Consider the following 19,280-nt stretch of genomic DNA (forward strand, 5'->3'; position numbering starts at 1 on the left):
GTCATAGCAAATTGCAAACGCTGAATTAGTTATATGCCGGATCGATAACGCGGTCAAAGAAAAAGCCATAATTACGCTGATAAACACCCACCGCTGATACGCCAGTTGTTGCCATAATCACGTTTTGAACTAACTTCAGTAAAACCAGCATCTTGCAATAACCGGCACACCGCATCCGCCTGATCATAGCCATGTTCCAGGTATAGCCAACCATTGGGGTTCAGGTGCTGTGTGGCTTGTTGCACGATATGGCGGATATCGGCCAGGCCGTGTTGCGCTGCCGTCAGCGCGCTGATGGGTTCATAACGCAGCGCGCTAAGATGGCTGTCATCCGGGTCGATATAAGGCGGGTTGGAGACAATAAGATCAAAACGCTGGCCGGCCAGGGCACTGAACCAGTTACTGTGCAGCACGCGGCAATTACTGATATTAAGCTGCTCCCGGTTGTGCTCGGCCAGCTGCACCGCATCAGCAATATAATCCACCGCTGTTAATTGCCACTGCGGTTTATTGTGTGCCAACGCCAACGCAATGGCGCCGGTGCCGGTGCCTAAATCCAGTACTTTGGCCTGTGCCGGTAAACGCAGGCTAAGCGCCTGCTCTACCAGCAGCTCGGTATCTGGTCTGGGGATCAGTGTGCTGGGGGCCACGTTAAGCTGTAAATCAAAGAAGTGCCAATAACCAAACAGATAGGCCAGTGGCTGGCCCTGTAAACGCTTCTCAAGCAAGTCGCCGAGCGCATCAAGTTCAGCCGCGCTGAGCTCGCGCTCAGGGTAACTGTATAAATAACTATTGCTGGCCTTTAGCACATGGCACAGGCACAGGCGGGCTTCAATATCGGCGGTTTGGCTGACCGCCATCAGCTGCAACTGTGCCCGCTTTTGCCACTGCGCCAGCTGCACTTAGCGGTTCTCGTCGGCCAGTGCGGCTAACAAATCGGCCTGATGCTCATGTTTAAGGGGTTCAAGCACCTGATCCAGATCGCCTTCCATCACCTCATTCAAGCGGTAAATAGTCAGGTTTATCCGGTGGTCGGTTAGACGGCCCTGCGGGAAGTTATAAGTACGAATGCGCTCTGAGCGATCGCCACTGCCCACCAGTGAGCGGCGGGTTGACTCTTCCGCTAAGCGGCGTTTCTCATCTTCGGCCGCCTGAATGCGCGATTGCAGCACACTCATGGCACGGGCGCGGTTTTTATGTTGTGAGCGTTCGTCCTGACATTCGACGACAATACCCGTAGGTAAGTGAGTAATACGAATCGCCGAATCTGTACGGTTAACGTGCTGACCACCTGCGCCCGAGGCGCGGTAGGTGTCTACTTTTAAATCAGCCGGGTTAATTTCTATTGCTTCGCTTTCCGGAATTTCCGGCATTATCGCCACCGTACAGGCGGAAGTATGCACCCGGCCCTGCGATTCGGTCGCCGGCACCCGCTGCACGCGGTGGCCACCGGATTCAAACTTCAGCGTACCGTAAGCGCCTTCGCCCTGCACACTGGCAATAATTTCTTTATAACCACCATGCTCGCCATCGCTGGCGCTGATCACTTCCAGCTTCCAGCGGCGTTTTTCGGCAAAGCGGCTGTACATACGAAAGACGTCACCGGCAAAAATAGCCGCTTCATCACCACCGGCGCCGGCTCGAATTTCAATAAAGCAGCTGTTATTGTCATTCGGATCTTTGGGCAGCAATAAGATCTGCAGTTCTTTGTCCAGTTGCTCGATGCGTTCTTTGGCCGTTTTATACTCTTCCTGCGCCATTTCGCGCATCTCAGGATCGCTGTCTTTTTGCATCTCTTCAGCCGAGGCTAAATCCTGCTGCGCCTGCTGGTAATCGGCAAAGGCTTTGCTGATATCTTCCAGTTGGCTGTACTCTTTTGACAGTTCGCGAAATTTAGTTTGATCGCTTATCACGGAGGCATCGCTTAACAGCGCCTGCACTTCTTCGTAGCGCTCAGCGAGGCCCTCCAGCTTACGGTATACCGATTCTTTCATGGTGTTTTATATGCCTGATTACAGATCTAACAAGGTGTTGATCATATTTTGTTTATTCAGTTGTTCGTCCTGCACTAACTGACGAATGGCCTTGGTTGGGCTGTGCATCAGCCGGTTACTCAGTTTCGTTGAGAATTCTGCCAGCACTTTTTCCGCATCCTGTCCCGCCGCCAGCTGATTAACCGCTTTTGCCAGTAATTCGGTGCGGATAAGTTCACAGCGCTGGCGATAATCGCGCACCCAGTCTACGCTGCCCTGTAACGTCAGCCACTGGGAAAACTCTGCCGCGCCAACACTGATCATTTGCTTTGCCTGTTCGGCAGCTTGTTGGCGGCTGCTAAGATTTTGCGCCACTATCGACTGCAAATCATCGACGGTATATAAATAGGCATCTTCCAGTTCGGCCACTTGCTGCTCGATATCACGTGGTACCGCTAAATCTACCAGAAACATGGGCTTATGCTTTCTCAGCTTCAGGGCTTGCTCAACCATGCCTTTGCCGACAATAGGTAAAGTACTGGCGGTGGAGCTTATCACTATGTCAGCATCAACCAACTGCTGCGGCACCTGCGATAAGGTAATCGCCGACGCCGAAAACTGACCGGCCAGCTGCACAGCACGCTCATAAGTACGGTTAGCCACCGTTAACTGCGCGGCGCCTTGTTCCTGTATATGCTTAGCCACCAGCTCGATGGTTTCGCCGGCACCTATCAACAGCACCCGCACCTTCGCCAGGTTGCCAAATATTTGTCTGGCCAGGCTGACAGCAGCAAAAGCGACCGACACCGCATTAGCACCAATGTCGGTTTCTGTGCGTACTTGCTTGGCCACAGCAAAGGTTTTTTGAAACAAGCGCTCAAACTGCGGGTTTACTGTACCGGCATTGCGTGCCTGGTTATACGCCTGCTTTACCTGCCCCAAAATTTGTGGCTCGCCCAGCACTAATGAATCCAAACCAGCGGCCACCTGCATCAGGTGCTCAGCGGCAGCATTGTCCTGGTGCAAATACAAATGCGGTTGCAGTTCGGCGGCATTTAACGCATGAAATTGCGCCAGCCAGCTAATTACCTGTTCCGCTTGGCTGGTACTGCCGTTAAAATACAATTCAGTGCGGTTACAGGTAGATAAAATCACCGCATCTGAAATACTGGTTTGTGTGGTCAGCTCGCGCAAGGCTTCAGGCAACTGCTCAGGCGCGAAAGCAACTTGTTCACGCAGGGCCACCGGTGCCGTTTTATGATTAATGCCGAGTGCAAAAATGGCCATCACCTGTATCATCAGAGTTGTCAGGGGGCGAATTGTACAAAAAGCCCCAACTTAATAAAAGCTAAGAAAGCTCAGTGAAGGACTTTAGTGTGGTGTATGCCTTTTTCCGCCCCCTGGTGACCAGCCTTATCATAGCGGTATTAAGCGGTTGTAGCCTGATGCAGCGCCCCGAGCCTGCCCAGACGCCGCTAAACCATAGCCAACGTGAACAACAACTTCTGTTAATGCAGCAGTTTGCACTGCAGGCCAGTGTCGGTATTAAAACCCCTGACGAGTCGATCAGTGGTAATTTACGCTGGCAACAACAGGATGCGGCGCATTACAGCGCCCGTTTAAGTAATTTTCTTGGCATTAGTCTGTTTGAATTAACCGACAGTGCAGATGGCAGCGCCATTACCATTAAAGGTGAGACTTACCGAGCCGTTGATACCAGCACCTTACTGTTGCAGTTATCTGGCTGGTCGATGCCACTGCAGGACATGCCGCTGTATCTGCGCGGTTTACCCGGTAGTAAAGGCCGTAATATCCGCCGCGATGAATTTGACCGGGTGACGGCATTTACCCTAACCGATAGCACCGGCATTAGCTGGCAGTTAGAATACCAAAGCTTTTTTCCTGATGCCTTGTCATTGCCAAAGCGTGTAACGCTAAAAAGCAGTGATACCCAGATTAAAATAGTGATCCGGAGCTGGCAATGAAGCCTCTGACCCTGCCCGCCGTGGCGAAACTGAATTTATTCTTGCATATTACCAGCCGCCGCGCTGATGGCTACCATAACCTGCAAACGTTGTTTCAATTGCTGGATGTAGGTGATGAGCTTACTTTTCAGCTGCGAGCTGACAGCGATATCAGGCTCGATTGCAATGATCCACAGCTGATAACAGAGCAAAATCTGGTGCTACGGGCGGCCCGTCTGTTACAGCAATACAGCGACTGTCGCTTAGGTTGTGATATTTATCTCGATAAGCGCCTGCCAATGGGCGGTGGTTTAGGCGGCGGCTCTTCTGATGCAGCTACCACCTTACTGGGATTAAATAAGCTGTGGCAGCTTAATTTATCCATCGACACGCTAGCCAAACTGGGCTTGCAGCTGGGTGCCGATGTCCCCTTGTTTGTCCGCGGTTTTACCGCCTTTGCCGAAGGTATCGGTGAAAAATTGCAACCGGTCAAATTGGACGAAAAACTGTACTTAGTGGTAACACCAAACTGCCATGTCAGCACTGCGGAAGTGTTTCAGCATCCTGATTTAATTCGCAATTCCGCGCCGATACCATACAAAGAGGTACTCACCGCCGATTGGCACAATGACTGCCAACCGCTGGTCGAGCGGCTCTACCCGAATGTTGCAATAACCTTACAGTGGTTGGTAGAATACGCGCCGTGTCAAATGACGGGTACTGGCGCCAGTGTGTTCGCCGCATTCCCGGACCAGACCAGTGCTCAGCATGCCCTTATGCAATTACCGGCTAACTGCCAGGGTTTTATTGCCAGAGGGGTCAACCAGTCGCCTGTATGGGCTGCGTTGGCAGATACCGAATAAGTAACGGCAGCGGTGTGTTACCGCTGCATATTGATAAACCGGACTCACCACTGCCCTGAGGATCCTACCGTGCCTGACATGAAGGTTTTCGCTGGTAACGCCATACCAGAACTCGCAAGTAAAATCGCCAGCCGCCTGTACATCAAACTTGGAGATGCCGAAGTCGGCCGTTTCAGTGATGGCGAAGTCAGCGTTCAAATCAATGAGAACGTGCGTGGTTCTGATGTGTTTATTATTCAGTCTACCTGCGCACCAACCAATGATAACCTGATGGAACTGATTGTAATGGTAGACGCGCTGCGTCGCGCCTCAGCCGGCCGTATTACTGCAGTAATGCCGTACTTCGGTTATGCCCGTCAGGACCGTCGCGTACGTTCTGCCCGGGTGCCTATTACCGCCAAAGTCGTTGCCGACTTTTTATCCAGCGTCGGGGTAGACCGGGTATTAACGGTAGACTTGCACGCCGAGCAAATTCAGGGCTTCTTCGATGTGCCGGTAGATAACGTCTTTGCCAGCCCGGTGCTGCTCGAAGACATGCGCAAAAAAGATTTGCAATCACCGGTAGTGGTATCACCTGATATCGGTGGTGTAGTACGCGCCCGCGCTATTGCCAAGCTGCTAAACGATGCCGACCTGGCCATTATCGACAAACGCCGGCCGAAAGCCAACGTGTCACAGGTAATGCACATTATCGGTGATGTAAAAGATCGCGATTGTATTATCGTCGACGACATGATCGACACCGGCGGCACCCTGTGCAAAGCGGCCGAAGCGTTAAAAGAGCAAGGCGCCAAGCGGGTATTTGCTTACGCCACACACCCGGTATTTTCGGGTAGCGCACCACAAAATATCGCCAACTCGGTGATTGATGAGCTGATTGTTACCGACACCATACCGCTTACTGCTGAAATGAAAGCGGTAAGCAAAGTGCGGCAGTTAACCTTAAGCGAAATGCTGGCCGAGTGTATTCGCCGCATCAGCAACGAAGAGTCTATCTCGTCAATGTTTGACTAAGCGACAGCTGTTGTTGAAAAGGCGCCTGATGGCGCCTTTTTTCATTTCTAAAAGCTTAATGTTTGCAGCTTACAAAGGCTGGTGGTAATATGTCGCGCCCCTGAAACGGGGCATCCAGCCTGAGACTGGTCGCGAGTCTTGGGAAACCTTAATTTTTGGAGTACATCATGTCTGATGCCATTTTTACATTAAATGCAGAAGTCCGTACTGATGCGGGGAAAGGTGCGAGCCGCCGCCTGCGTCACGAAGACAAAGTACCAGCTATCATTTACGGTGGTAGCAAAGCACCGGTTGCTATCACGTTAGAGCACTCTAAGCTGTTAAAAGCTCAGAGCTTTGAAGCGTTTTACTCGCACATTCTGACCATCAAAGTGGGCAAAGAAGACGTTAAAGCCATTGTTAAAGCGATGCAGCGTCACCCGTTCAAGCCAAAAATCATGCACGTTGACTTCCAACGCGTTGAAGCTGGCCACGAACTGACTACTGTTGTTCCTGTACACTTCGTAAACGAAGAAGCTGCAGTGAAAAAAGGTGGTGTAGTAGTACACGCAGCAAACGAAATCGAAATCTCTTGTCTGCCAAAAGACTTACCAGAGTTTATCGAAGTTGACATGAGCGACGTTGAAGTGGGTGCTCACCTGCACTTATCTGACATCAAAGCCCCTAAAGGCGTTACTTTCGTGCAGTTAGCGAAAGGTCAGGACTTAGCTGTTGTTTCTGTGAACAAACCAGCTGGTAAAGCAGCTGACGCTGAAGAAACTGCCGCTGAGTAATGTCTGACACTACTCAATCAGCCATTCAGTTGATTGTGGGCCTGGGTAACCCAGGCCCGGAATACAGCCAGACCCGGCATAATGCCGGCGTCTGGTTTGTTAAGCAGCTGGCTCACGCCTTTAATGCCAGCTTGAAAAATGAACCGAAATTTTTCGGTCATACCGGCAAATTTATCTGTGCCGGCCAAGAATTCAAATTACTTATCCCCTCTACTTACATGAATTTAAGCGGTAAAGCCGTGCTGGCAATGGCACAGTTTTACAAGCTGGCCCCCGAGCAAATTTTGGTGGCGCATGATGAAATGGCGCTGGAACCCGGTGTGGCCAAATTTAAGCTTGGCGGCGGCCATGCTGGCCATAACGGCCTGCGCGATATTATCTCCCGTCTGGGTAATAACCAGAACTTTTATCGCCTACGCCTTGGCATTGGCCATCCCGGCCATAAAGATCAGGTAACCGGTTATGTGCTGGGCAAAGCGCCAGCCAGTGAACAACACCTGATAGAACAAAGTATTGATGAAGCAACGCGCTGCTTTGACATCCTGGCCCGTGATGGCCTGGTAAAAGCACAAAGCCGTCTGCACAGTTTTAAAGCCAGCTGACAAGCCGGTACAACTTTTTACAGCACGTAAAGGATACTAATTATGGGTTTCAAATGTGGCATCGTTGGCTTACCAAACGTAGGCAAATCCACCCTGTTTAATGCGTTAACCAAAGCAGGCATTGAAGCGGCCAACTTTCCGTTCTGTACCATTGAGCCTAATACCGGCGTCGTACCGGTGCCGGATCTGCGCTTAGACAAACTGGCGGCTATTGTTAAGCCGCAGCGCGTACTGCCCACCACCATGGAATTCGTTGATATTGCCGGTCTGGTTAAAGGCGCCTCAAAGGGCGAAGGCCTGGGCAATAAATTTTTGGCTAATATCCGCGAAACCGATGCTATCGGCCACGTAGTGCGCTGCTTTGACGATGAAAACATCATTCACGTCGCCGGTAAAATCGACCCGGCTGATGATATAGACACCATCAATATGGAGCTTGTCTTGTCTGACATGGACAGCGCCGAACGCGCTATTTTACGCGTCAGCAAAAAAGCCAAGGGCGGTGATAAAGACGCCAAAGCCGAAATAGCGGTGCTGGAAAAAGTAAAAGCCCACTTAGAGCAAGGCTTAACCCTGCGTCAGCTGGAACTGGATAAAGAAGAGAAAGCCTTAATTGCTTACATGAACTTCTTAACCATCAAGCCAACAATGTATATTGCCAACGTGACCGAAGACGGCTTTGAAAATAATCCTTATTTAGATATCGTGCAGGCGATTGCTGACAAAGAAGGGGCCATAGTGGTGCCGGTATGCGCAGCGATTGAATCAGAAATTGCTGAGCTGGACGATGATGAGAAAGCCGAGTTTATGGCGGATATGGGTTTAGAAGAGCCGGGCTTAAACCGGGTGATCCGCGGTGGTTATTCACTGCTGAACCTGCACACCTATTTTACTGCCGGCGTAAAAGAAGTACGCGCTTGGACTGTCGCTATTGGTGCCACTGCGCCACAGGCGGCCGGTGTTATTCACACCGACTTTGAAAAAGGCTTTATCCGCGCTGAAGTGGTTGGCTATGATGACTTTGTGCAGTACAACGGTGAAGCCGGTGCCAAAGAAGCCGGCAAATGGCGTTTAGAAGGCAAAGACTACATCGTAAAAGATGGCGATGTGATGCATTTCCGCTTTAACGTCTAACATCCAATTTTAGCGAAATAAAGCCGTTGTTTACCGACAACGGCTTTTTTATTGCTTGTGAAACCAGCGTTTTGCATATTTAATCAGCAAACAAACCAACATTGATTTTTAAACGCAAAAAAACGGTTGACGCTATAGGGGCAGTTCTGGATAATACGCGCCACTTGCTTAGGTCAAGTTAGCGTGGCTACATAGCTCAGCTGGTTAGAGCACAGCACTCATAATGCTGGGGTCGCAGGTTCGATTCCCGCTGTAGCCACCACTTTAACTTTACCTGTGCATGCGGGGATGGCGGAATTGGTAGACGCACTGGATTTAGGTTCCAGCGCCGCAAGGTGTGAGAGTTCGAGTCTCTCTCTCCGCACCACTTTTAAAGTGGATGCACACAAGTTTTTGCAGGGGCGTAGCCAAGCGGTAAGGCAGCGGGTTTTGATCCCGCCATGCGTTGGTTCGAATCCAGCCGCCCCTGCCATTAATTATAGGTTGTGTGGTTTTGAAAACGACATGACACGCCCGTTTTGCAGGGGCGTAGCCAAGCGGTAAGGCAGCGGGTTTTGATCCCGCCATGCGTTGGTTCGAATCCAGCCGCCCCTGCCATTAAACAGTAAAACCCAGCTTAGGCTGGGTTTTTGCTTTTCTGCGGCTGCGCCAAAAGAGTTCTAACCTGCCAAGCTAAGAGGTTGGAACCCTGCAGCGCACAGCCATAGAGTGTCTGAGTCCTGCCGTAGGCATAAGGACGAGTTGCTATGGCGAGCACTGTAGGCGTTGCAACCGTATTGCTGAGCTAAGAGAATCCCTGTTTATTCGGAACCCACCGCATAACGCGCTACCAGCGTTTTAAGCAGCATGCTTCGGGCAGCAACGTTCAGTGCCAACTGACGCACAGTGCGAAGTGGCGCAATATCATTACCAAACACCTGATAAAAACCATCCATCGCGCTCATCATCAGCAAATTAGCCGGCTTACGCTTGCGCTGATAGCGTTGCAACAGTTTTTCACTGCCTATATCGCCATTGTGCCGCCAGGCATCAATAATCAGCTCTGTCAGCAATTTCGCATCAGCAAAGCCCAGGTTAACGCCCTGCCCGGCTAACGGATTTATCGTATGGGCGGCATCGCCTGCTAATACCACCCGGCCAGCGTAGTAACGGTTGGCATCCATCCGCGCCAATGGAAACCAGCTACTGGCGACCACCTCCACCTCGCCGATTTGCACCGGGAAAGCGTTAATCAGTTGCTGAGTTAGTTGTGCCGGACTAAGCGCCGCCAGCTGTTTTACTTTAGTGGCCTCTTCGTACCACACCACTGAACCTTGCTCGCCGCACAGCGGCAAAAACGCCTTAGGGCCGCTTGGTGTAAACTGCTGCCAGGTCACATCCTGCTGCGGGTAAGGCGTATTCACCAACGCCACCAGGCAGGCCTGCTGGTACTGCCAGCCATTAGTGCCAATACCGGCTAACTGCCGCAGTTGCGAGTTGCCACCATCAGCGGCCACGACCAGCTTACTGCTAAGCTGCTCACCAGTATCCAACGTGACTACAGTGCTATCAGCACTTTGCTCAAGCGCAGTAACGGATGACGGGCAAAACAGCGTCAGATTAGCGCCAAATTGCTGCCATAGCGCCAGCTGCAGCACGTTGTTCTCGACAATATGGCCCAGATGGCTGCGCTTGATATCAGCTGCATTAAACGTAACGATACTGTGTGGCTGCTCAAACGCCTGTAAGCGTTGGTAAGGGCAAAGCCGCATTTGCGCAAGGACTTGCCAGGTGCCTAACTGGGTTAACCAGGCCTCGCTGGCCAGGTTAATGGACGAGACACGAAGATCGGGCGCACTTTCTGGCGTAAATTCTGGTGGCGCTTGTTTTTCAATTAACGCTACCTGCAGGCCGACCTGGCTTAATGCCAACGCAATAGCCGCGCCGACCATACCGCCACCGACAATACTGATATCAAACTGTTTGATTGAAGTGTTGCTGCTCATAACGCTTTGTCTTATTCACTGTTAAATGCATTGTACGACACGCCGGTTAAAAAGCGAAAAACCTTGTCTTGCCGCTACTATTTTGCCGCTGTGGTGAAAGTAAAACCGGCTTTCCCCTGTCTTACTGGGTCACATGATTAAATTGAGACCTAACAAGGAACCGCTATGAAAACTTACCTTATTGCACTTGGGGCTATGTTGTTCAGTGTCAAACTTTTCGCTGCTACCGCTATAGCGCCATCACCCGAGCAGGTAACGCCACTGCTAAACGGTTTAACCATACCGGCAGTCAGCTTGACCGCAGCAGACAATAAGGCGGTAGCCCTGACCAAATTGGTGCAGCAAAAGCCGTCGATACTGGTATTTTACCGCGGCGGCTGGTGTCCGTATTGTAACGCCCAGCTGGCGACATTACGTGACATTGAACCTCAGTTAAACAAACTCGGTTATCAGCTAATTGCGATAACGCCGGATAGCGTGGCGTCAATTAATAAAAGCCTGCAGGATACCGACGGCGGCAAGCTGAACTATACCCTATTGTCTGATAGCAACTTTGCTGCCAGCTCAGCCTTTGGTCTGGCGTATTATCTGGATGATAAAACCGCTGCGGCGTATAAAGGCAAATTGGGCAGCCTGATCACTACTGAAGCCGGTACAGAGAAAGTGGTACTGCCGGTACCGGCGGTGTATATCGTCAACACGGCTGGCGAAGCGGTATTTAGTTATGTACACATTAACTATAAAACCCGGCTGCACAGTGAATTACTGCTAAAAGCGGCCGAGCTGGCGTTGCCATAAACCTCTCTCTTTTCAGGTCCTCTCTCAGCTATTTACAGCAGCGGACACGGTTATGTTTTCCGCTGCTGTTTTTTTATCAAAAAGCGTTGACGGCCGGGCAAAAATACGGCATTTTTCGCGCCCTGTTTGGCAAGTGTCGGTAACGATGCTAGCCTGTTGGTTTTACCTCTGCCGGAGATAACTGATGCGTAATGTAACTGTTGCTGCCACCCAAATGATTGGCGGCTGGAATGTCGATGAAAACATTGCCCGTGGCGAGCGTTTAGTACGCGACGCTGCCGCTAAAGGCGCACAGATCATCCTGTTGCAGGAGCTGTTCGAGCGCAATTATTTCTGCCAGAAACAAAAACCAGACTATTTAGCCTTTGCCACCACAGTAGCCGAGAACAAAGCCGTGGCGCACTTTACTAAAATTGCCAAAGAGCTAAATGTCGTGCTGCCAATCAGCATTTACGAAAAGGCCGGTAACTGCCTGTACAACAGCGTGGTGATTATCGACGCCGACGGTGAAAATCTGGGTACCTACCGTAAAAGCCATATTCCGGACGGCCCGGGTTATAGCGAAAAGTACTACTTCACCCCGGGTGATACCGGCTTTAAAGTATTCGCTACTAAGTACGCCAAAATCGGTGTCGGTATTTGCTGGGATCAGTGGTTCCCCGAGTGCGCCCGCAGCATGGCACTAATGGGCGCAGAGCTACTGTTCTACCCAACGGCCATTGGTAGTGAGCCACACGACCCGACGATTAGCTCGCGCGATCACTGGCAGCGCACGCAGCAAGGCCACGCCGCTGCTAACCTGATGCCGCTGATTGCGTCTAACCGTATTGGTACTGAGACCGAAGGTGATTACCATATTACCTTCTACGGCAGCTCATTTATCGCTGACGAGACTGGTGCCAAAGTACAGGAAGCGGGCGAGACGGAAGAAGCCGTGTTAGTGCATACCTTTGATTTAGACGCTGTTGCCGCGACGCGACGCGCCTGGGGTATTTTCCGTGACCGCCGTATCGATTTATACGGTGCAGTGCTTACCAAAGATGGCGAAACCAAGCAGCCTACAACACAGGGTGGTAACTAAGTGGCCTTTACAACCCTTAACAGCACCCCACGCGCTGATGGCTTTAGCATGCCGGCCGAATGGGCAGCGCACAAGCAAACCTGGATGGTATGGCCGGAGCGTACTGACAGCTGGCGTTTAGGTGCCAAACCGGCGCAGCAGGCTTTTGTTGCCGTTATCAAAGCCATTGCCGGTTTTGAACCGGTAACGGTAGGCGCCTCGGCGGCGCAGTACGCGAATGCGTTGTCGCAGCTGACCGATGTCGGTACTAAGTTTCCGATCCGTGTAGTGGAGATTTCCAATAACGACGCCTGGTGTCGTGATACCGGCCCAACCTTCGTCACTAACGCTCAAGGCGACGTGCGCGGTATTGACTGGACGTTCAACGCCTGGGGCGGCTTAAACGGTGGTTTATATTTCCCCTGGGATAAAGACGACCAGGTAGCCAGCAAAGTGCTGGGCATAGAGCAGCTGCCACGCTACCGTACTGAAGGCTTTGTGCTGGAAGGCGGTGCTATTCATGTTGACGGTGAAGGTACCCTGCTAACCACGGAAGAGTGCTTGCTAAACAGCAACCGCAACCCGCATCTAACCCGTGAGCAAATCGAGCAGCAGATGCGCGATTATCTCGGCATTGATAAAGTGCTGTGGCTAAAAGACGGTATTTTTAACGACGAAACCGACGGCCACATCGATAATATGGCCTGCTTCGTTAAACCAGGCGAAGTCGTGCTGGCCTGGACAGATGACGAGACAGACCCGCAATATGCTCGCAGCAAAGCGGCGCTGGACTATCTGGAGGCCGCTACCGACGCCAAAGGCCGCAAAATAAAGGTGCATAAGCTGCCGGTACCGGCACCGATTATTGCCAAGGCCGAAGAGTATGCCACGGTAGATGCAACCATGAGCGCCATTCCACGCGAGGCTAATGCCCGCCTGGCTGGCTCTTATATCAACTTCTATTTGTGCAATGGCGGTTTAATACTGCCAACCTTTGACGATCCGAATGACAAGGTTGCGGCAGAGATACTGCAAAGCCTGTATCCACAGCACAAAGTGGTTACCGTGCCAGGGCGGGAAATTCTGTTAGGTGGTGGTAATATTCACTGTATTACCCAGCAACAGCCTCGTTAATCAAATTAATCTGCTAACGTGAAGAGCAGATGCGAAGTAGTCTTTTCTTCGACCGTTGAACGCCCGGATGGCGTGAGACGAGCCCCCAGGGATGGGTTTACGGCGTGTCGAAGAAAAGATCTGCGTAGTAGCTGCGTTACCACTAAGCTTGTTAATTGAGCAAACAAGCTCCGATTGCAACACCCGCCCCGGCTCGCCACAGCAACTCGCGAGTGTTTACACACTCACTCAGACACTCTGTGACGACCGAAACGGGCTTCCAATCTACGCATAGCCTTTCGATAGAGGATTCAAAAATGTCCAAAGCCTGCGCCTTACATATACTGGTTAAAACCCGCGAAGAAGCCGAAAAGCTGAAACAGCAACTGGCCAAAGGCGCCGACTTTGGCAAGCTGGCCAAACAACATTCACTGTGTCCGTCAGGTAAAAAAGGCGGCGATTTAGGCGAGTTTCGCAAGGGGCAGATGGTCAAGCCGTTTGATGATGTGGTGTTTAAAGGCCCTCTGCTGGAAGTGCAGGGGCCGGTGAAAACCCAGTTTGGCTTCCACCTGATTAAAACCCTGTATCGCAGCTAGTTAGCAGCTTTAGTCACTGCAGCTGACAAGCTGGTTTATTGCGCTGATAGCACCGTTTTGCCAGATCATTTCATAGTGGGCACTTTGCAGCATCTGCGTCACCGGCTTTGGGCTGAACAGCCCCCAACACAGCGCCCCCTCGTTACGCACTGAATGATACTGCAACCCGGCACCACCCAGTTTACGTAAGCTTATGCCCAGCGCGCGCGCCGTGCTGTAATCTTGCGGGTGATAAACCGCATGTTGTAACGGCAAGCTGGTTAAGTCGGCCAGGCTAACATCGCTAAACTGACAACTTAACGCCTTAAACACAAAGCGCTCATAGGCCAAGCCCGGCACCTTAGCCCAATATTTCCCCTGATGATAAGCCACTTCGCGTAGCGCAGTTTGCACAGTATCGGCCAGATACAGCACACCAAAGCGACCATCAGAAAAACGGCTGCCCGCCGGGTTAATATGGGTAAAAGGCGCGACCGCATAAGAGCAACCGGCAATACCAAACGGAATGTCACTGCGTGGCAATAAGGTTAAATTACCCGCCTGCGCCTGCAACCTGGGGTTAGTAAGCGCTTGCAGCGCAAATAAGGCGTCGAACTCATCAGCGCTGGCCACATCATCAAATACCGATACCGGCGGATACTTGGAATTAATCAGCCGGTAACTGCGCTGCTGTGGCAGTTTAACCTGGGGTAAAGCCTGTGGCGTTAAACTGGCCCCAGTTACCACATGCCACCACGTAGTGCATCAATATGTTTAAAGGTTTCATACAGCGCAGCAAACTGGCCGCTGCTGATAACCTGCAGCGGGCTTTTGCCATTAAAGTAAGGGTTGTGGTTGGGCAGCGCCATAAAGCCGTACAGGTTTTGTGGATTATCAAACAACAGCCGCAGGCTACTGTGAATATTCAGCAGATAGCTGATACGCTCCAGCTGATCCTGGCTTAAGCTGGCGCAGTAAGGGTCGTTACGGTACTTGTAATAGGCCGCTTTGGAAATTTGCAAAATACGCTGAATTTGCTCGGGCGAGCATTGCCATTTATCTAAAATAGCCAACACCGTTTTTAGCCCGGTTGCCGCCACATTGCGCTGGCTTTGTCTATCAAGCTGTACTGCCTGCATAACCACCTCACGGCCAATCAAACTGACTATCAGTGTAGACTAAAGCATAATTATTGTCCACATAAAGACAAAATGAGCAACAAAAAAGCAGACGTTAATGTCTGCTTTGATATCTGATCAGGCTTTACCTAAAGCCTTAGCGCGCAGCTTGGCTTTTAAATTGCCTTTTTTCATTGGCTTTTTCGGCCCGTCGCCATGTCTGGCCTGCGCCTGCTCTGGCGTAACGTAAGTCGGGTCGTGCTCATAGCCTGGTAACACCTGAGCGGTAATCACCTGCTGGATCAGCCGCTCAATCTCCTGCAGCGCTTTAATTTCGTCCGGCGTGATCAGCGTTAACGCCACGCCGCTGTTGCCTGCGCGGCCGGTTCGGCCGATACGGTGTACATAGTCTTCCGGCACTTGCGGTAAATCGTAGTTCACCACATACGGCAGTTCGTTAATGTCCAGGCCGCGGGCGGCAATGTCGGTCGCGACTAAGATGCGTACACTGCCGGCCTTAAAGTCGGCCAGTGCTTTGGTGCGGGCGCCCTGGCTTTTATCGCCATGAATGGCCGCACTTTTTAAGCCATCTTTCGCCAGCTGCTTTGCCAGCCTGTCAGCGCCGTGCTTGGTACGGACAAACACCAGCACCTGTGGCCAGTTGTTACGGCCTATCACATGCGATAGCAGCTCGCGCTTACGGTGGCGGTCTACCAGATAGGCCTGCTGCTCTACCCGCTCGGCGGTGGCATTGGTCGCGGCCACTTCAATCAGCTGCGGGCTGTTCAGCAGCTCATCGGCCAGCTGTTTAATCTCATTAGAATAGGTCGCCGAAAACAGCAGCGTTTGCCGCTTGGCCGGCAACTTAGCCATAATGCGTTTAATATCAACAATAAAACCCATATCCAGCATGCGGTCGGCTTCATCCAGCACCAGTACTTCCAGCGCAGATAAATCGACGGTTTTCTGGTGCAGGTGGTCAATCAGCCGGCCCGGTGTGGCTACCAGTATGTCCAGCCCCTGCTCGGCGTCATCGTATTGCGGCCGTATCGATACGCCGCCGTAAAACACCGCTGAACGACAGTCAAGGTACTGGCTATACTTGCGCACATTGTCATACACTTGCTGCGCCAGCTCGCGGGTGGGCGTTAGCACCAGTACCCGCACCTGATTAGCTGCTGTGACCTTAGGCGCATTGAGCATCTGCTGCAGCAGCGGTAAAGTAAAGGCTGCGGTTTTACCGGTGCCGGTTTGCGCGCCGGCTAACACATCTTTACCGGCCAAAATAACCGGTATACTTTGCCGCTGCACCGGGGTCGGTGCGTTATAACCTTGCTCTTGCAGCACACGTAATATAGGCGCCGCCAGCGCGAGAGATTGAAATGACATTAAAATTCCTGTTTTGCCAAAGCCTGCCAAATAACCGGCGCAGTATAGCAGATCAGCCAGCAGCGGAGTTAGCGCGGTGAGCAACTGGTATTTGTATATGGTGCAAACTGCGGCGGGTGTGCTGTATACCGGTATCAGCACTGAGCCACAGCGGCGTTTACGCCAGCACAGTGGCGAGCTGGCCGGTGGCGCCAAGGCGCTGCGCGGTAAAGGGCCGCTACAACTGGTATACCAGCAACCCCTGGCTGATAAAAGTGCCGCCGCCAAAGCTGAGTATCAGCTGAAACAGCTGCCCAGGGCCGCCAAATTGGCATTAATTGCCGCCTATAAACAAAGTGAGAGCAATGGATAACTTTTTACTGGTATTAGCCTATTTATTGATAGGTGTGCTGCTACGCCGTTTACCGACGATGCCTGAGAATAGTGGCATAGCGCTGAATATGTACGTTTTGTATGTCGCACTGCCGGCCCTGATCTTAAAAAACGTGCCGCAGCTGCAGTTCTCGGCAGAGCTGCTGATACCGGCCATTACACCGTGGTTTTTACTGCTGGCAGTCGTGGCTACCGTGCTGCTGCTCAGTAAGTTACTGCACTGGTCACGCGAGGTCACCGGCGCGTTATTAATAGTGCTGCCACTGGGGAACACCTCATTTTTAGGCTTTCCGATGACCGAAGCCTTATTTGGCAGCGCCGCTATGCCCTATGCGGTGGTGTACGATCAGGTTGGCTCTTTTATTGCGCTGGCTACTTATGTCACCATTATTGCAGCGCTATACAGCCCCACTGCAGCTAAACCGACGGTTAAAGGTATAGTGATTAAAATAATCACTTTTCCATCTTTTATTGCACTGGCACTGGGTTTGTTACTGCGCGGCGCTGAGTACCCGCCATTGGCAAACCAGTTAATTGATAATCTGGCCGCAACCTTAGTGCCGGTAGTGATGGTAGCAGTGGGTTTTGCCTTAACGGTAAAATTCAGCAAAGCCGAAATATCACCGCTGTTAAGTGCACTGGGCATTAAGCTGGTAATGATGCCGGCTTTAGCAGCCGCACTGTGGTTTAGTCTGGGCTACAGCGGTGTGGCGGTTGATATCAGTATTTTTCAGGCGGCGATGCCACCGATGATCTCAGCCGGTGCTATTGCGATAATGGCGGGGTTGGCCCCCCGCCTGGTCAGCGGCATTATCGGCTTGGGTATCCTCACCGGTTTGTTAACACTGCCGCTGGTGTCCTGGTTATTGCATTAGCAATATAGAGATAGGGCTATTTCTTCAGGTCGCGGTCGTAGCTTAAGCGCTTGGCCGCATCCATGGTCAGCATCTGCATAAACATCCGCGCTTCGCTGTCACTGCCGGTTGGCGTATTACCATTAGCGCCAAACACATACTGCGGCACGGCGCGCTTAGCAAAGGATTCCGCCCAGATGCGCTGAATTTGAATTTCGGCATCCAGCTTTTGTGCCAGTGCGTTATCGGCCTGCAGGATCACTTTCTTCTGGTAAGCTTCGGCTTCAGCTAACGTACGTAAGGTTTGTGCTTCTATTTCGGCTTTTTCCAGGTTGATTTTTGCCGTTTCACGCTGAATATTGGCTTGTGCCTGCAGTTTTTCGGCTTCGGTTATCGCCAGCTGCTTTTGCGTATCGGCCTCCGTAGTGGCCTGAATTTGCTCTACCTTGGCTTTAGCCTGACGCTCAGCAACTTCACGTTCACCGCGTGAAATCGCCAGCAAGCGCTGCTCTTCTTCCTGAATACGCTGTTCCCGGGCTATGGCTCTGTCGGCAGAGGCTTTCTGCTTTAACTGCATGCGCTCGACAAAGCGCTGGTTCGGGTTCATTTGCGTGATGCGGGCATCGACGACGGTAATGCCGTAATCAACAAATTTTTGCCGTTTGCGCAGCGGCTGGCCTTCGCTGTCACGCACTTTGTTGACCACAAAGCTAACACGGGTTTCATCGCCAAAATCTTCCTGCTCAGTGCCCAGTGCCACATTCGCGGTACCTTTTTGTCTGCGCAATTGCGCCAGATTTTCTTCTTCCCGGCGTACCACATAGATGCCGTTGGTCATCTGATTTTCAAATTCATTGTTAAACTCGGTGCGCCCGCCAGAGTAATACTCTTCGGCACTCATCAGCGACGCATTGGCCTGTAGTGTTTCTTTAAACGCCGGAATAAGCGCAGTACGCAATAAGTTCTCCGGCGTGCGGTACTCGTGCGCTAAGCGGGTAAAGGCCACTTCGTCGGTCGGAATTAAAAAGCGCACCGTCGCCTGGGCGTTGGCATCAACCTGATCTAAAAACATAATGTTTTGCGGCGGTAAGGCCGCGCTGTCTTCTGAATTTTCGACTTCGGCGTAATCCATAACATCTGAACCACCGGTTACTGCCTGCACGGTAAGCGAGCGCTTCCAGGCATTCCAGCGGCCAAAAAAGAAAAACTGATAACCGACATCACTAACCACATGCTCAGCGCCTAAGATGGTGCGCACATGATAAACATAACCCGGCTCGGCATAAAACACCGATCGGCTTAACACAAAAATAACGGCCAGCACGGCGGCCAGGCCACCAAGCAGGCTTTTACTGAGTAAGGTTATCGCGGGGGGCAACTGCATTGATATCATCTCCATACTGATAGTCATCCATAAGCGGCGCGATTATAGCGCCAGCCAAATCAGCAGGAAATCATTATTTTACATAAAAAATACAACACTACAGCTTAACCATCCTGGTCTTTAACATCCTCAGCCGCAGATACCGCCTTAGCGGCTTTAGCCGGCAAACGGCCGTTTTTCTGCAGCGCCTGATGCAGCAGGTATTCTATCTGGCCGTTGACACTGCGAAACTCATCATCTGCCCAGCGCTGCAAGGCGCTGAGCATGGCTTCATCCAAACGTAAGGCAAAGGCTTTTTTCGCCACTATA

General features: G+C 51.7%; 21 protein-coding genes and 4 tRNA genes. 16 read left to right on the forward strand and 9 right to left on the reverse strand.

Translation table 11 applies throughout. From position 1 onward, the window contains the following. Positions 1–71: 71 nt before the first annotated feature. The 3 genes from prmC to hemA are packed head-to-tail and all read right to left on the reverse strand — an operon-like array spanning position 72 to position 3,260. The gene (prmC, locus tag EYB30_RS06130; RefSeq protein ID WP_166838029.1) at positions 72–902 is read right to left on the reverse strand and encodes a peptide chain release factor N(5)-glutamine methyltransferase; all 831 of its coding nucleotides are present in this window, start codon (positions 900–902) and stop codon (positions 72–74) included. Then, positions 903–1,994: a peptide chain release factor 1 gene (prfA, locus tag EYB30_RS06135; RefSeq protein WP_166838030.1), complete on the reverse strand. Its 1,092-nt coding sequence runs from the start codon at positions 1,992–1,994 to the stop codon at positions 903–905. Positions 1,995–2,012: 18 nt separating this feature from the next. Next, positions 2,013–3,260, reverse strand: coding sequence for a glutamyl-tRNA reductase (hemA, locus tag EYB30_RS06140; RefSeq protein ID WP_174978730.1), 1,248 nt, complete (start codon positions 3,258–3,260; stop codon positions 2,013–2,015). Between the two features lie 74 nt (positions 3,261–3,334). On the opposite strand from hemA, the gene lolB reads away from it, so the two are divergent. The 10 genes from lolB to EYB30_RS06190 all read left to right on the forward strand — a co-directional run bounded on the left by lolB (position 3,335) and on the right by EYB30_RS06190 (position 8,920). Further along, complete coding sequence (lolB, locus tag EYB30_RS06145) at positions 3,335–3,958, forward strand: lipoprotein insertase outer membrane protein LolB (RefSeq protein ID WP_241697977.1); 624 nt, start codon at positions 3,335–3,337, stop codon at positions 3,956–3,958. Further along, positions 3,955–4,800 carry a 4-(cytidine 5'-diphospho)-2-C-methyl-D-erythritol kinase gene (ispE, locus tag EYB30_RS06150; protein WP_166838032.1) on the forward strand — a complete coding sequence of 282 codons (846 nt, stop codon included), beginning with the start codon at positions 3,955–3,957 and terminating at the stop codon, positions 4,798–4,800. The genes lolB and ispE overlap by 4 nt, the downstream gene beginning before the upstream one ends. Before the next feature lie 78 nt (positions 4,801–4,878). Continuing rightward, a complete protein-coding gene (locus EYB30_RS06155; protein WP_241697978.1) occupies positions 4,879–5,814 on the forward strand; it encodes a ribose-phosphate pyrophosphokinase in 936 nt (311 codons plus the stop codon). 167 nt (positions 5,815–5,981) lie between these two features. Beyond that, positions 5,982–6,587: a 50S ribosomal protein L25/general stress protein Ctc gene (locus EYB30_RS06160; protein ID WP_166838034.1), complete on the forward strand. Its 606-nt coding sequence runs from the start codon at positions 5,982–5,984 to the stop codon at positions 6,585–6,587. Further along, positions 6,587–7,189, forward strand: a complete 603-nt coding sequence (gene pth, locus EYB30_RS06165; RefSeq protein ID WP_166838035.1) for an aminoacyl-tRNA hydrolase — start codon at positions 6,587–6,589, stop codon at positions 7,187–7,189. Before EYB30_RS06160 ends, pth begins: the two co-directional genes overlap by 1 nt. A gap of 42 nt (positions 7,190–7,231) precedes the next feature. After that, on the forward strand, positions 7,232–8,323 hold the full coding sequence (gene ychF, locus EYB30_RS06170; protein WP_166838036.1) for a redox-regulated ATPase YchF: 1,092 nt from the start codon (positions 7,232–7,234) through the stop codon (positions 8,321–8,323). A gap of 185 nt (positions 8,324–8,508) precedes the next feature. Beyond that, positions 8,509–8,585: transfer RNA gene (locus tag EYB30_RS06175), tRNA-Met, on the forward strand. Positions 8,586–8,605: 20 nt separating this feature from the next. Further along, positions 8,606–8,690 (forward strand) — tRNA-Leu (locus tag EYB30_RS06180). Between the two features lie 30 nt (positions 8,691–8,720). After that, positions 8,721–8,795 (forward strand) — tRNA-Gln (locus EYB30_RS06185). 50 nt (positions 8,796–8,845) lie between these two features. Beyond that, positions 8,846–8,920, forward strand: a tRNA-Gln gene (locus EYB30_RS06190). A gap of 203 nt (positions 8,921–9,123) precedes the next feature. On the opposite strand, the gene EYB30_RS06195 is transcribed toward EYB30_RS06190, so the two are convergent. Continuing rightward, positions 9,124–10,308, reverse strand: a complete 1,185-nt coding sequence (locus EYB30_RS06195; protein WP_166838037.1) for an FAD-dependent oxidoreductase — start codon at positions 10,306–10,308, stop codon at positions 9,124–9,126. A 165-nt stretch (positions 10,309–10,473) separates the two neighbouring features. Here EYB30_RS06195 and EYB30_RS06200 point away from each other — a divergent pair, with 165 nt between their 5' ends. The 4 genes from EYB30_RS06200 (at position 10,474) to ppiC (ending at position 13,875) form a co-directional block, all read left to right on the forward strand. Continuing rightward, positions 10,474–11,106: a peroxiredoxin-like family protein gene (locus EYB30_RS06200; RefSeq protein ID WP_166838038.1), complete on the forward strand. Its 633-nt coding sequence runs from the start codon at positions 10,474–10,476 to the stop codon at positions 11,104–11,106. A gap of 184 nt (positions 11,107–11,290) precedes the next feature. Further along, the gene (gene aguB, locus EYB30_RS06205) at positions 11,291–12,187 is read left to right on the forward strand and encodes an N-carbamoylputrescine amidase (RefSeq protein WP_166838039.1); all 897 of its coding nucleotides are present in this window, start codon (positions 11,291–11,293) and stop codon (positions 12,185–12,187) included. Continuing rightward, positions 12,188–13,300 (forward strand): agmatine deiminase, encoded by a 1,113-nt coding sequence (gene aguA, locus EYB30_RS06210; RefSeq protein ID WP_166838040.1) that lies wholly within the window; start codon positions 12,188–12,190, stop codon positions 13,298–13,300. A gap of 296 nt (positions 13,301–13,596) precedes the next feature. After that, positions 13,597–13,875: a peptidylprolyl isomerase PpiC gene (ppiC, locus tag EYB30_RS06215; protein ID WP_166838041.1), complete on the forward strand. Its 279-nt coding sequence runs from the start codon at positions 13,597–13,599 to the stop codon at positions 13,873–13,875. A 9-nt stretch (positions 13,876–13,884) separates the two neighbouring features. On the opposite strand, the gene EYB30_RS06220 is transcribed toward ppiC, so the two are convergent. The 3 genes from EYB30_RS06220 to EYB30_RS06230 form a co-directional block, all read right to left on the reverse strand. Next, on the reverse strand, positions 13,885–14,601 hold the full coding sequence (locus EYB30_RS06220) for an RES family NAD+ phosphorylase (RefSeq protein ID WP_166838042.1): 717 nt from the start codon (positions 14,599–14,601) through the stop codon (positions 13,885–13,887). After that, positions 14,595–14,993: an antitoxin Xre-like helix-turn-helix domain-containing protein gene (locus EYB30_RS06225; protein ID WP_166838043.1), complete on the reverse strand. Its 399-nt coding sequence runs from the start codon at positions 14,991–14,993 to the stop codon at positions 14,595–14,597. The genes EYB30_RS06220 and EYB30_RS06225 overlap by 7 nt, the downstream gene beginning before the upstream one ends. Positions 14,994–15,110: 117 nt before the next feature. Next, complete coding sequence (locus tag EYB30_RS06230) at positions 15,111–16,361, reverse strand: DEAD/DEAH box helicase (protein ID WP_166838044.1); 1,251 nt, start codon at positions 16,359–16,361, stop codon at positions 15,111–15,113. Positions 16,362–16,437: 76 nt separating this feature from the next. Here EYB30_RS06230 and EYB30_RS06235 point away from each other — a divergent pair, with 76 nt between their 5' ends. Both EYB30_RS06235 and EYB30_RS06240 read left to right on the forward strand, forming a co-directional pair. Continuing rightward, positions 16,438–16,713 (forward strand): GIY-YIG nuclease family protein, encoded by a 276-nt coding sequence (locus EYB30_RS06235; protein WP_166838045.1) that lies wholly within the window; start codon positions 16,438–16,440, stop codon positions 16,711–16,713. After that, a complete protein-coding gene (locus EYB30_RS06240) occupies positions 16,706–17,608 on the forward strand; it encodes an AEC family transporter (RefSeq protein WP_166838046.1) in 903 nt (300 codons plus the stop codon). The genes EYB30_RS06235 and EYB30_RS06240 overlap by 8 nt, the downstream gene beginning before the upstream one ends. 16 nt (positions 17,609–17,624) lie before the next feature. Here the strand turns inward: EYB30_RS06240 and EYB30_RS06245 are convergent, their stop codons facing one another. Both EYB30_RS06245 and EYB30_RS06250 read right to left on the reverse strand, forming a co-directional pair. Beyond that, a complete protein-coding gene (locus EYB30_RS06245; protein WP_241697979.1) occupies positions 17,625–18,971 on the reverse strand; it encodes an SPFH domain-containing protein in 1,347 nt (448 codons plus the stop codon). Between the two features lie 104 nt (positions 18,972–19,075). Beyond that, entirely contained in the window at positions 19,076–19,276 is a 201-nt protein-coding gene (locus EYB30_RS06250; protein ID WP_241697980.1) for a type II toxin-antitoxin system antitoxin, read from the reverse strand. Between the last annotated feature and the right edge of the window lie 4 nt (positions 19,277–19,280).

The organism is Rheinheimera pleomorphica (assembly GCF_011634895.1).
Lineage (GTDB): Bacteria > Pseudomonadota > Gammaproteobacteria > Enterobacterales > Alteromonadaceae > Alishewanella > Alishewanella pleomorphica.